Below are 12,232 nucleotides of genomic sequence, written 5' to 3' on the forward strand. Positions count from 1 at the left end.
AAACTATATCCATACAATTGGTAAACATTAAAGCGATATAACATCAGGAATATGCTTATTTTTTGCTTCAGGTCGTGGCAGAAATCGTAACATGTTCTCATGTACGAATTGATTTTTTTGACACATACCATCTATAAAGCAGCGAAATACACATTCTTAATTATATTCTAATATACCGCCCTTTTTATAATAGTTGCACCTTTATCGACCAAAGTTAAAGATTTTCTACAATTCTTGCACAAACATTATGCAGAGCGCCTAAAAATAGATCATTCATTTTTCTTATTAATCCAAGTAATTTTTCTTAAGCTCAAAATTTATAAATTTTCAACACCCAATAATATTTTTTAAGGACTCGATAATAAACCTTGCAAGCCCACCAACACAGAAAACTATTTAATCAAAATAAAAAAGGGAGCTTTTAAAAGCTCCCTTTTCACATGTCAGAAAACTGCATTAACCAGCTTGATCTAACAACATATTACGAATGTGACCAATTGCCTTCGTCGGGTTTAAACCTTTAGGACAAACTGATACACAGTTCATGATCCCTTTACAACGGAATAAAGAGAATGGGTCGTCTAAACGAGCCAAACGCTCTTGAGTTGCCGTATCACGAGAGTCAATGATAAAGCGATATGCATTTAACAATGCAGATGGTCCGAGGAACTTATCAGGGTTCCACCAGAATGATGGGCATGATGTTGAACAACATGCACAAAGAATACATTCATATAGACCATCTAAGTGTTCACGTTCTGCTTGAGACTGTAAACGCTCTTTTGCTGGTGCAGGCTGATTGTTAATCAAGAACGGTTGGATCTTGTCATATTGATCATAGAACTGGTTCATGTCTACAACCAAATCTTTTACCACTGGTAAACCAGGTAAAGGACGGATCACAATCTTCTCTGGTAAATCGTTCAAGTTCCACAAGCACGCTAAACCATTTTTACCATTGATGTTCACACCATCCGAACCACAAATACCTTCACGGCAAGAGCGACGGAATGTTAATGACTCATCTTGCACTTTCAACGCAAGTAACGCATCAAGCAACATACGGTGCTTATCGGTTAACTCAAGTTTGAAAGTTTGCATGTACGGCGCTTTATCCTTATCAGGATCATAGCGGTAGATTTCGAATGTACGAGTGCCTCTACTCATCTTTGTTCTCCCGATTAGAATGTACGTGGCTTAGGTTCAATTGCTTCAACCGTTAATGGGCTGAAACGTACCGGCTTATATTCAAGACGGTTGTCTGATGAATACCATAAAGTATGCTTCATCCACTCATCATCACGGCGACCGTATGAATAAGTTGGGTGATCAGGTGCTAACTCATAGTCAACAACTGTATGCGCACCACGACATTCTTTACGTGCAGCAGCAGAAATTAGAGTCGCCTTCGCAACTTCATACAAGTTTTCAACTTCCAATGCTTCAACACGTGCAGTGTTAAATACTTTAGATTTGTCTTTCAAATGAATGTTACGAACACGTGGTTCAATCGCAAGAATTTCTTTTACACCCTTGTCAAGCAATGCTTGAGTACGGAATACACCTGCGTGATCTTGTACGATGTCACGAATTGCATCAGCAACTTCTTGCGCGTTTTCACCCGTAGTTGAATCATCCAACTTACGAATACGCTTTAATGTATTTTCTAACACATCAGTCGGAAGTGGTTGATAATCATCGCCATGATGTTTAGTCACGTAGTCAATGATGTGTTCACCCGCTGCTTTACCAAATACTACAAGGTCAAGCAATGAGTTTGTACCTAAACGGTTTGCACCATGTACTGATACACAAGAACATTCACCGATCGCATAGAAACCTTTTACTGGTTTCACATAGTCACGTGTACCTTTATAAGAATACTCTTTCGTATCTTTATCATAGTGCGCAGAGAATTCACCCTCTTCAACACCGTGTGGCACAACAACTTGACCATGAATATTCGTAGGAATACCACCCATTTGATAATGGATTGTTGGTACAACTGGAATTGGCTCTTTCGTACAGTCAACGTTTGCGAACTTCTTACCAATCTCAAATACAGATGGTAAACGTTTCATAATCGTCTCAGCACCCAAGTGAGTCATATCTAACAAGATATAATCCGCCTTAGGACCACAACCACGACCTTCTTTAATTTCTTGGTCCATAGAACGTGATACGAAGTCACGTGGCGCCAAGTCTTTTAAAGTTGGAGCATAACGTTCCATGAATGGTTCGCCGTCTTTGTTACGAAGGATACCACCTTCACCACGACAACCTTCAGTTAACAATACGCCTGCACCCGCAACACCCGTTGGGTGGAATTGCCAGAATTCCATATCTTGTAATGGAATACCTGCACGAGCAGCCATACCAAGACCATCACCAGTGTTGATATAAGCATTGGTTGATGCACGATAAACACGACCAGCACCACCAGTAGCAAACAAAGTCGCTTTCGCTTGGAATACTGCAATGTTACCTGTTTCTTGGTCGATTGCGGTTACACCAAGAACATCACCCGCTTCGTTACGGATTAAGTCTAATGCAATCCATTCAACGTAAAACTGAGTACCCATTTTTACGTTACTTTGATACAAAGTATGAAGTAATGCATGACCTGTACGGTCAGCAGCAGCACAAGCACGTGGAACTGCTTTTTCACCATAGTTTGCTGAGTGACCACCAAATGGACGCTGATAGATCGTACCATCTTCGTTACGGTCAAACGGCATACCTAAGTGTTCAAGCTCATAAACAACTTTTGGCGCTTCACGTGTCATAAACTCGATTGCGTCCTGATCGCCTAACCAATCTGAACCTTTAACCGTGTCATAGAAGTGATAATGCCAGTTATCTTCTTGCATGTTACCTAACGATGCACCAATACCGCCTTGAGCAGCAACAGTATGCGAGCGTGTCGGGAATACTTTGGTCAATACTGCAACTTTTAAACCAGCTTGAGCAAGTTGGTAAGAAGCACGCATACCAGAACCACCACCACCAACAATAACTGCATCGAAAGTGAGGTTTTGAATATTTGAATAATCTTCTTTAGGGTTAATTGCGCCCATGATCTCTTCCTATCAATTTGCCCAGAAAATCTGGATACCCCAGATTGCGTACACGAACACTGAAATAATGACAGCTGTAGTGAGTACAAGGCGTAAACCTGAAGCCGAAGGACCCATTTGACGAGTCGTTACATAATCAGTAAAGACTTGCCACATACCAATCCAAGCATGAGCAACGAGTGACAATACTGCCAATAAAGAGAAAATCTTCATTGGTAGAGTCAACATAAAGCCAGCCCACTGTTCGTAACCGAATCCGCTATTACACAAGATCCAACCGAACATCACCACAGTGTAAGCAGCCAAAACTACAGCACTGACACGCTGGATATACCAATCGCGAGAACCTGAACCTGTTAAACCTGTAGCACTTTTCATCAGAACATAATCCATACAAATGCCGCGAGAATACCGATCGCAGACAAGATCAATGAAATAGTAGCTGCAATACGACCGCTTTGAAGTTCCTCAGCAAAACCAAGATCAGCAAGTAAATGCTTTACCCCAGCAATGAAGTGAAAAATTAAGCCAGCTACAAATACCCATACGATGAAACGTACACAGATATTTCCGAAAACGACATTTTTAACGTAGTCAAATCCTTCTGGTGAAGATAAAGATTTATCCAAAATCCATAAAAGAACAGCGACTAATAAGAAAACGATTACACCTGATAAACGGTGTAGAATTGATGCAATAGCCACGGGTGAGCGTAAATTTACCGCTAACACCTGACCCATGGACAAATTGACAGGTCTGTTGCTTTTCACAGCGGGCATCCTGTAGGTAGAAACTCCATCCGGAGTTTGTTTGAATTAATTCAAAGGAAAGCTGGCATAGTCAGGCAAGCATAATGCACGCCTAACCTATATAACGACAACGAATTATAAAACGTGAAATATCAAAATACAAACAATCAGTTTTCGCTTTAGTCGAAAATACAATGAAATAAGAATCATTCACATTTAATACATATTTAAGCTGCCCTGAAAACTGCAATAAAACCCAATATATTACTGTTATATAAAAATAAAATACGAGTTATTATTTTTTAGTTTACTAAATTTTTTGTCAAAATTATTTCTGATATATTTAAATAACACTCCACTTAATGTCTAAAAATTAACCAAAAACTACAATCTTAAATATAGGCGAAAATAATACCCCTCATTTATATATTAAATATCAGGGATCAATAATCTGTTTCCTCATACCAGATACTCACAAAAAATAAGCTATTTTTTATACAATTAATCGCACCATAATGAATCAATTATGACTCGATATATAAAACTTTTAATCTATTTTTTAATGGATAGTTAATTCTAAACCCTGAGATATATAGGCTTTTGAATTGTGGTAAGTATTTATTTTTTAAGCACCAAAATATAACTCGGATAAAAATTTACTTACAATTGTACTGGTGCTTCATTTTTTTTATGCACCTCAAACCTGATTTGACATATTATACTCGACCGATGCTGTGATTTTACTCAATTTTTTCTTTGATACTGAATGACTAATTGACTGCAATAACGTTATTTTTTATCCCTAAGTATAATTGACAAAATTTTAGTAGCCACTAATCTTATAGCAAATTTTGACACCGTCTGATTCGCACATGACAAGATTAGGATTTCGAGTCAGATAATCATTCACCAGGACAGGAGATCTATTGAATGTCTGCAGCAACTGGCAAAAAAGCCGTATTACAGCTTGATGGCAAAGAAATTGAATTACCAATTTACAGCGGCACATTGGGCCCAGATGTAATTGACGTTAAAGATGTATTGGCATCTGGTCATTTTACTTTCGATCCTGGTTTTATGGCGACAGCTGCTTGCGAATCTAAGATCACATTCATTGATGGTGACAAAGGTGTGTTATTACACCGTGGCTATCCGATTGATCAATTAGCGACTCAAGCAGACTATTTAGAAACTTGCTACTTATTATTAAATGGCGAGCTTCCAAATGCTGAACAGAAAGCAGAATTTGATGCTAAAGTTCGCAACCACACTATGGTTCATGACCAAGTAAGCCGTTTCTTCAATGGTTTCCGTCGTGATGCTCACCCTATGGCAATCATGGTTGGTGTAGTAGGTGCATTATCTGCGTTTTATCACAACGGTTTAGACATCGAAGATGTTAACCATCGTGAAATTACTGCAATTCGCTTAATCGCGAAAATCCCTACGCTTGCAGCGTGGAGCTATAAGTACACTGTAGGTCAACCATTCATTTACCCACGTAATGACTTAGGTTATGCAGAAAACTTCTTGCACATGATGTTTGCAACTCCTGCTGATCGTGACTACAAAGTAAATCCTGTTCTTGCACGTGCAATGGATCGTATCTTTACGCTTCATGCTGACCACGAGCAAAATGCATCTACGTCTACAGTTCGTCTTGCTGGTTCTACTGGTGCGAACCCATATGCATGTATCTCTGCTGGTATCTCTGCACTTTGGGGACCTGCTCACGGTGGTGCAAACGAAGCTGTACTTAAAATGTTAGATGAAATTGGTAGCGTAGAAAACGTTGCTGAATTCATGGAAAAAGTGAAAAGCAAAGAAGTTAAACTCATGGGCTTCGGTCACCGTGTTTACAAAAACTTCGATCCACGTGCGAAAGTCATGAAACAAACTTGTGACGAAGTACTTGAAGCTTTAGGTATCCAAGATCCACAACTTGCTCTTGCAATGGAACTTGAAAGAATTGCGCTTTCTGATGAATACTTCATCAAGCGTAACTTGTATCCAAACGTAGACTTCTATTCAGGTATCATCTTAAAAGCGATTGGTATCCCAACAGAAATGTTTACTGTAATCTTCGCGCTTGCACGTACAGTTGGTTGGATCAGCCACTGGTTAGAAATGCACAGCGGTCCTTACAAGATCGGTCGTCCACGTCAGCTTTACACAGGCTCGACTCAACGCGACATCAAACGTTAATTTTATTTTTAAAATTAATGTTAAAAAAGCTGCCAAATGGCAGCTTTTTTATTAGAAACAGTATTATCAAAATGAATTAACGCCCCCAATCTATATCTTTTGCATATGGTTCGACCATTTTAATACGTTTCACATTTTCTTTTTCAATTTGAGTCAAACGTGCATCTACATTTAGATAACATGGCATATACCAATCATATTGTGAGAAAGTGATCGCCCATTTTTTATTTTGAAAAGCATATCCATGACGTGCATAAATTTCATTGCGCATATATTGCAATTGACCTAAAGGTACTTGTAAATCAGCATCTTTTAACAAACGCAGAGAAGCATCAGGAAATTCCCCTTGCTCTTTTGCATATTTACATTGCTGTGCATTTAAACTAAAAAATTTAGGTTTTACCGTTTGAGTTGCAGACGACCATTGCGCGTCAATCGGTGAAGTATTCCCCTTATAATTCAATACGAATCGACCAACATCCACCCCCTGCCCAATTTCATTCAAGCTTAATGTATAATTTGAATCAGTTTGCTTAATTTTCCCTTTAAAATTTAGTTGCTTACCATTCAAAACACTATAACCAGTAACATCATTACCTTTTTGCTGCATAAACAAAGAAATTTTTTGTTCATCGTTATATAACCCTGTCCATGAAGGTGCTATTTGAGCGGGTTGTGCTAAAGTCAGCGTAGTGCTTGATAAAATAGCAATCGCAATTAATAATTGTTTAGGCTTATTCATTTTAATGTTCTCATCTAAAAAGACTATTTAAATTATTTTGCTTGCACAGCATATCAGTGATCAATATTTATGTGGAAAATACTCAACCGATTCTCTCAATTGATCATCATATTAGTTTTCGGCTATCTATCTTGGTTAATGCTTAAAATCTGCCTGAATTATTTCCCTTGGTCAGATAGCACCAATTTTTTAGTTCTTAAGCAAGATGTCGTGCACACTCAGCCTTGGCGCTTTGCATTTCAAACTCATGTTATCACTAGCAGCTTGGTATTATTGGCGGGTTTTACCCAATTCTCACATTCAATTCGAAACAACACACCACATTTACATCGCTGTGCGGGCTGGCTTTATATTATTGCAACACTAGGAGTCGCCTTGCCTAGCGGCTTCATTCTTGCAATCTCAGCAAATGGAGGTCTAAGTACTCAAATCTGCTTTGTCATTCTTGGATTATTATGGGGAACAAGTACCCTATTTGCACTTTATTATGCTTTTAAAAAAAAATGGATTGCACATCGTAACTGGATGATTCGAAGTTTTGCTTTAGCCTTATCTGCATTAAGCTTAAGAACATGGAAACTTGCACTTTACCAAATTCAACCCTATTGGGATTGGCTTACACCAATCCACATTTATCAGCTTGAAGCATGGTTAGGCTGGACGATAAATGTATTAATTGCTGAAATGGTTATTTATTGGCTAACTTTTCGTAAAAAATCTTTTTAGATCTCATCTTCTTCTAGGGCACGTAACAAGGTTGCACTGATACCATCTGCACGTAACCATGCCAATTCATAACTCGCCTTCGCCAAAGCCAGCACACGACGCTCAAACTCATCCCAAATTGGTTTAACCTGTGAATCTGTAATACCAAGCCCACTATCATGTGCCAAATGCTTATTCTTCTCGCAAATTTTCAAAGCATGATACAACTTTCGCCCTGTAGTGGCTGTCTCTAAGACACGAATATGTTTACTGTGAATAAAACCTTCAATATGTTGAAGATTCGCATGAGGTAGCAAAGGCACTAATATTTGATTCAATTGTGCATCCAATCGCCTCCAAACCATCAGTCTTTGCTCAGGCGTATAGGTGTTCCACTGAATCACTTCATGATTAAAACGTCGACAACCACGACAAACCAGATCACCAAATACCGTTGAGCAACGTCCTGCACAGGGGGTCAATGATGGAATTCGACGATCGTTACTCAAAACCAACTCCTTTAAAACCATATTTGCTTTATGGCTTTCTCGCTTATTTTCAGATTTCGCGCTAAAATGTGCGCCTTATTTTTCTATCTTAATACATTTGGAGTTATCCATGAACGCTACTGTAGAACAGCTTGCACCTGTAGAACAGCAAGCGACCAATAATTGGGTTGTTGCGGCACTATATCAATTTAAAGAAGTTTCAGATGCAGCAGACCTGCAACAACGTCTTTTGAACTTAGTGAAGAGCATCAATTTATGTGGAACTCTGATTGTAGCGTCTGAAGGAATTAATGGAACTGTTGCTGGCGACCGTGCCGCGATTGATACCGTTCATCAATTCCTTTTAAACGAAGGTTTCAATGCAATGGAATATAAAGAGTCTGAAAGCTCTGAAAAACCATTCCGTAAAATGAAAATTAAACTTAAAAATGAAATTGTCACTTTAGGTGTCGAAGTTAAGCCACGTGATTTAGTTGGCCACTATCTTGATCCTAAAGAATGGAATGATCTGATTAGTCGTGATGACGTGATCCTGATCGACACTCGCAATGACTATGAATACAAAGCTGGTACATTTAAAGGTGCGATTGATCCGAAAACTGAAAGTTTTCGTGAATTTCCTGAATATGTAAAACAAAACCTTGAACAACATAAAGATAAAAAAATTGCGATGTTCTGTACAGGCGGTATTCGTTGCGAGAAATCAACTTCTCTACTTCTACAAGAAGGCTTTAATGAAGTTTATCATCTCAAAGGCGGTATTTTAAAATATCTAGAAGAAACCCCTGCGGAAGAAAGCATGTGGGAAGGTGAATGCTTCGTATTTGATGGTCGTACGGCGGTAACTCACGGCGTTGAAGAAGGTGAAAATATTAAGTGTCACGCTTGTGGATGGCCACTTACTAAGGTTGAAGCTGAATTACCAAGCTATGAACACGGCGTGTCTTGTGTTTACTGTATTGATAAAACTACGGATAAACAAAAAGCTGGCTTCCGTATGCGTCAGTCACAAATTGCAGCGGCAAAACGCAAGCGTCTATAAATAAGTATAAACATTTAATAAAAAGCCTTAGCTCAAACTAAGGCTTTTTTTATTTTAATCATCAAGATTATTAACCAATACATCATTGAGAGTTATTTAGACAACCTTTATTCTAAACCCTAATTCACAAATCATATTTAGGCGCTATGGGACTGGAAGATTGGGTATTATCCATCATGGAGAAACTAGGATACTTGGGTATCGCATTTTTAATGTTTCTTGATAATATTTTCCCACCAATTCCATCCGAAATCATTATGCCATCCGCAGGCTATACTGCGGCAAAAGGTGAACTGACTTTAATCGGAGTGATTATTGCTGGTAGTATCGGCTCACTTCTAGCTGCGGCATTACTGTATTGGATTGGTAGAAAGATTCCGCAACACCACCTTTTTACTCTTGTCGAACGCTACGGAAAATACCTCCGTATTAGTGTTGCTGATCTTGAAAAATCATTAGTTTGGTTTGAAAAATATGGGCATAGGATCGTTTTTTTTGGTCGTATGGTACCTGCAGTTCGCTCATTAATTAGTATCCCAGCAGGTATGAGCAAAATGCCATTTAGTAAGTTCATGGCTTACAGTGCTGCAGGTACAATCCTTTGGACCACGCTACTTGCCTATGTTGGTTATCATTTTAGTGAAAATCCAGCATTGATGAGTGCTATTACACAACGTATTGGCACTATTATTTTAGCTATTGCAATAGCATACGTACTTTGGTTCTTAATCAAGAAATTCTATTTATCAAAAAAATAGTAGATGACATTTTCAACTCTATTTAAATGAATACTGAGGTTCAAATAATGCAACATGATTTTTGGCATGACAAATGGCAAAACAATAATATTGGTTTTCATCAAGACCAACCTCACGCCCTACTAACCCAATATTTTAGATCATTAGATTTAAAGCCTCATGCTCGTATTTTTGTTCCACTTTGTGGTAAAAGTTTAGATATAAGTTGGCTAATAAATCAGGGTTATCAAATAGTTGGTATTGATCTTAGCCCTATTGCAATCCAAGATCTTATTTCAAATTTAGAATTGAGTTTTAAAGAGACGCAATCAGGTGAATTGACTCACTATCAACATTCTCAAATTGAATTATTCGTTGGTGATTTTTTCCAATTAACAGCACAACAACTTGGAGATATAGATGCTGTCTACGATCGAGCTGCTCTAATTGCTCTTCCACAACAAATGCGAAGCCAATACACACAACATTTGTCAGACATTACAAAACAAGCACCTCAGCTATTAATTAGCCTTGAATATGATCAGAACTTACTTAAAGGACCACCATTCTCCGTTCCTAAAGATGAATTAACAAAGCATTACGCAGAACATTACAATTTTGAATTATTAACAACTGCAACAGAAAATCTTAGAAATAAAGCAACAGCCAATGAAAGTATTTGGCATCTCAGCCGTAAGGAAAAATAAATTCATAGATGATCTAGACAGAACATTAGCTCTGGAGAATGATGATATTCTCCCAGAGTGTTTATCAATTCAAGAAAGCCAAACTTATCCAATAAAACATATTCGATTAATGAATTAACTTATTTCCGAAAGTAGATTAACTCAAAGTTCTACACCAATCTTGGCTTGATTGCATCTCTGAACGCAGCCAATCTCTAAATAATATTTTACGAATATCACTCTCAAAAGGTTGAGCTGATAATAAAACATATGATGAACCATCTTGATAAACTGGACTTAATATATTGAACATTTTGTATTTAATTTCTTTTTCAACAGTATAAGCAGAAACTATAGTTGCACCTAAACCAGCTAAACATGCCTCTATACATAAATAAAAATGCTCCAATGTAAATTTTTTACAATTCTGAAACTGCTCAGGATATTGATTTTTAAATTGTTGCCAAAGCTTCGGTCTTGATGTAGAAACAAACATTTTTTGATTATTTTCTATATTATTTTTAGCAATTACACAGAGCATTTGCTCTTCTGCTATTTTCTCACTAAAAACCTCTCCTCCCCAATCAAAATCATTTCGTCTTAATGCCAAATCTATATCTTGCGTAGTAAAATCGACACGTCCTCCACCCGTTAATAAAATCACATCAAACTCTGGATAAAGTTGCTTAAAGTGAGCTAAACGAGGAATCAACCACTTCATCGCCAAAGTTGATTCACACGATAAAATAAGGTTCTGATCCTTTTTGTTATATTGTCTGATTTGTAATAAGCATTGTTCTATTTGTTGAAATATTTGCTGACAACAATCAAATAATTGTTTCCCGTCAGACGTTAATGCAAGTTTTCGATTTTCTCGAATAAATAAAACCAATCCCAAACTTTCTTCCAAATTTTTAAGTTGCTTACTCACTGCACTTTGGGTAACAAATAAATTTTCCGCAGCAACCGTCACACTCTCATAAAGCGCCACATAATAAAAAAACTTAAGTGAATTCAAAGGCAATCGCTCAATCATTCCAAAAACTCATATATAACAGGAATTAAATTCAATTTTAAATATAGCAAGAATATGAAAAATATAAAAAATATTTAAATATGCAATTCAGGAATAGATGAGTGAATGAAATTATTACTGTGGGCTTAATCACTTTACTTGCAGTCATTAGCCCTGGTGCTGACTTTGCTATTGTCACACGAAATAGTTATCTCTATGGTCGCAATTTGGGGATGTGTACCGCCTATGGCATTGCGATGGGTGTTTGGGTCCACATCATTTATAGCTTAATTGGACTGACTTTATTGCAACACTCACTTCCCAACTTAATTCAACTTATTCAATATATTGGTGCAAGCTATTTAATCTATATTGGCTATCAAACCTTTACTCAAACCCCAATTTTGCTTGATGAAAATAGCAATCGGATGACACGCTGGCATGCTATTAAATATGGATTTTTCACCAATAGCCTTAATCCAAAAACCACACTTTTTGTTATGAGTATTTATTCGCAACTCTTAATAACCAGTAGCAACAGTCTACACAAATTAATCGCATATGGATTTTTTATCTCTAGCAGCCATTTAGCTTGGTTTTGTTTAGTAGCAATTTTTTGCTCCACACCTATCATTCGAAATAAAATTCTTACTCAACAAGTCAGAATCAATCGAATGATTGGCTGCATTTTAATTATCTTAGGGTTTAGCTTATTTTTAACTCAACTCTAATTCATCATCACCAAGTTATCATCATAAAAAAACG

At 37.4% G+C, this 12,232-nt stretch carries 13 protein-coding genes; 6 read left to right on the forward strand and 7 right to left on the reverse strand.

The genetic code is table 11. The features are described 5' to 3' along the window. Window positions 1–456: 456 nt before the first annotated feature. The 4 genes from AAV96_RS11230 to sdhC are packed head-to-tail and all read right to left on the reverse strand — an operon-like array spanning window position 457 to window position 3,856. Window positions 457–1,167, reverse strand: coding sequence for a succinate dehydrogenase iron-sulfur subunit (locus AAV96_RS11230; RefSeq protein WP_004664446.1), 711 nt, complete (start codon window positions 1,165–1,167; stop codon window positions 457–459). A gap of 14 nt (window positions 1,168–1,181) precedes the next feature. After that, window positions 1,182–3,077, reverse strand: a complete 1,896-nt coding sequence (gene sdhA / locus AAV96_RS11235; RefSeq protein WP_004664448.1) for a succinate dehydrogenase flavoprotein subunit — start codon at window positions 3,075–3,077, stop codon at window positions 1,182–1,184. 12 nt (window positions 3,078–3,089) lie between these two features. Beyond that, window positions 3,090–3,455, reverse strand: a complete 366-nt coding sequence (sdhD, locus tag AAV96_RS11240) for a succinate dehydrogenase, hydrophobic membrane anchor protein (protein ID WP_004664449.1) — start codon at window positions 3,453–3,455, stop codon at window positions 3,090–3,092. Beyond that, window positions 3,455–3,856 (reverse strand): succinate dehydrogenase, cytochrome b556 subunit, encoded by a 402-nt coding sequence (gene sdhC / locus AAV96_RS11245; protein WP_018676974.1) that lies wholly within the window; start codon window positions 3,854–3,856, stop codon window positions 3,455–3,457. Before sdhC ends, sdhD begins: the two co-directional genes overlap by 1 nt. Window positions 3,857–4,756: 900 nt before the next feature. Here sdhC and gltA point away from each other — a divergent pair. Beyond that, complete coding sequence (gltA, locus tag AAV96_RS11250) at window positions 4,757–6,031, forward strand: citrate synthase (protein ID WP_004664452.1); 1,275 nt, start codon at window positions 4,757–4,759, stop codon at window positions 6,029–6,031. A gap of 76 nt (window positions 6,032–6,107) precedes the next feature. Here gltA and AAV96_RS11255 read toward each other — a convergent pair whose 3' ends face one another. Then, window positions 6,108–6,773: a YARHG domain-containing protein gene (locus AAV96_RS11255; RefSeq protein ID WP_046739363.1), complete on the reverse strand. Its 666-nt coding sequence runs from the start codon at window positions 6,771–6,773 to the stop codon at window positions 6,108–6,110. Between the two features lie 69 nt (window positions 6,774–6,842). On the opposite strand from AAV96_RS11255, the gene AAV96_RS11260 reads away from it, so the two are divergent. After that, window positions 6,843–7,499: a DUF2306 domain-containing protein gene (locus AAV96_RS11260; RefSeq protein WP_046739364.1), complete on the forward strand. Its 657-nt coding sequence runs from the start codon at window positions 6,843–6,845 to the stop codon at window positions 7,497–7,499. Here the strand turns inward: AAV96_RS11260 and AAV96_RS11265 are convergent. Continuing rightward, a complete protein-coding gene (locus AAV96_RS11265; RefSeq protein WP_004664457.1) occupies window positions 7,496–7,987 on the reverse strand; it encodes a DUF1289 domain-containing protein in 492 nt (163 codons plus the stop codon). The two genes, AAV96_RS11260 and AAV96_RS11265, sit on opposite strands and share 4 nt — an antisense overlap. 109 nt (window positions 7,988–8,096) lie before the next feature. On the opposite strand from AAV96_RS11265, the gene AAV96_RS11270 reads away from it, so the two are divergent. From AAV96_RS11270 to tmpT, 3 genes are all read left to right on the forward strand, one after another. Further along, the gene (locus AAV96_RS11270) at window positions 8,097–9,029 is read left to right on the forward strand and encodes a rhodanese-related sulfurtransferase (RefSeq protein WP_005214121.1); all 933 of its coding nucleotides are present in this window, start codon (window positions 8,097–8,099) and stop codon (window positions 9,027–9,029) included. A 146-nt stretch (window positions 9,030–9,175) separates the two neighbouring features. Beyond that, window positions 9,176–9,787, forward strand: a complete 612-nt coding sequence (locus AAV96_RS11275) for a DedA family protein (protein ID WP_046739365.1) — start codon at window positions 9,176–9,178, stop codon at window positions 9,785–9,787. Window positions 9,788–9,834: 47 nt separating this feature from the next. Next, window positions 9,835–10,473, forward strand: a complete 639-nt coding sequence (gene tmpT, locus AAV96_RS11280; protein WP_046739366.1) for a thiopurine S-methyltransferase — start codon at window positions 9,835–9,837, stop codon at window positions 10,471–10,473. A 136-nt stretch (window positions 10,474–10,609) separates the two neighbouring features. On the opposite strand, the gene AAV96_RS11285 is transcribed toward tmpT, so the two are convergent. After that, window positions 10,610–11,488: a LysR family transcriptional regulator gene (locus tag AAV96_RS11285; RefSeq protein ID WP_046739367.1), complete on the reverse strand. Its 879-nt coding sequence runs from the start codon at window positions 11,486–11,488 to the stop codon at window positions 10,610–10,612. Between the two features lie 101 nt (window positions 11,489–11,589). Here AAV96_RS11285 and AAV96_RS11290 point away from each other — a divergent pair, with 101 nt between their 5' ends. Beyond that, on the forward strand, window positions 11,590–12,198 hold the full coding sequence (locus AAV96_RS11290) for a LysE family translocator (RefSeq protein WP_046739368.1): 609 nt from the start codon (window positions 11,590–11,592) through the stop codon (window positions 12,196–12,198). The last annotated feature ends 34 nt before the right edge of the window (window positions 12,199–12,232 follow it).

This window comes from Acinetobacter sp. AG1 (genome assembly GCF_001005525.1).
Lineage (GTDB): Bacteria > Pseudomonadota > Gammaproteobacteria > Pseudomonadales > Moraxellaceae > Acinetobacter > Acinetobacter modestus.

Bases quoted from the DNA above. Each gene is read 5' to 3' on its own strand.
- AAV96_RS11260 (WP_046739364.1), top strand. From the start codon at position 6,843: ATGTGGAAAATACTCAACCGATTCTCTCAATTGATCATCATATTAGTT.
- tmpT (WP_046739366.1), top strand. From the start codon at position 9,835: ATGCAACATGATTTTTGGCATGACAAATGGCAAAACAATAATATTGGT.
- sdhA (WP_004664448.1), bottom strand. From the start codon at position 3,077: ATGGGCGCAATTAACCCTAAAGAAGATTATTCAAATATTCAAAACCTC.
- sdhD (WP_004664449.1), bottom strand. From the start codon at position 3,455: ATGAAAAGTGCTACAGGTTTAACAGGTTCAGGTTCTCGCGATTGGTAT.
- gltA (WP_004664452.1), top strand. From the start codon at position 4,757: ATGTCTGCAGCAACTGGCAAAAAAGCCGTATTACAGCTTGATGGCAAA.
- AAV96_RS11275 (WP_046739365.1), top strand. From the start codon at position 9,176: ATGGGACTGGAAGATTGGGTATTATCCATCATGGAGAAACTAGGATAC.
- sdhC (WP_018676974.1), bottom strand. From the start codon at position 3,856: ATGCCCGCTGTGAAAAGCAACAGACCTGTCAATTTGTCCATGGGTCAG.
- AAV96_RS11270 (WP_005214121.1), top strand. From the start codon at position 8,097: ATGAACGCTACTGTAGAACAGCTTGCACCTGTAGAACAGCAAGCGACC.
- AAV96_RS11230 (WP_004664446.1), bottom strand. From the start codon at position 1,167: ATGAGTAGAGGCACTCGTACATTCGAAATCTACCGCTATGATCCTGAT.
- AAV96_RS11285 (WP_046739367.1), bottom strand. From the start codon at position 11,488: ATGATTGAGCGATTGCCTTTGAATTCACTTAAGTTTTTTTATTATGTG.
- AAV96_RS11255 (WP_046739363.1), bottom strand. From the start codon at position 6,773: ATGAATAAGCCTAAACAATTATTAATTGCGATTGCTATTTTATCAAGC.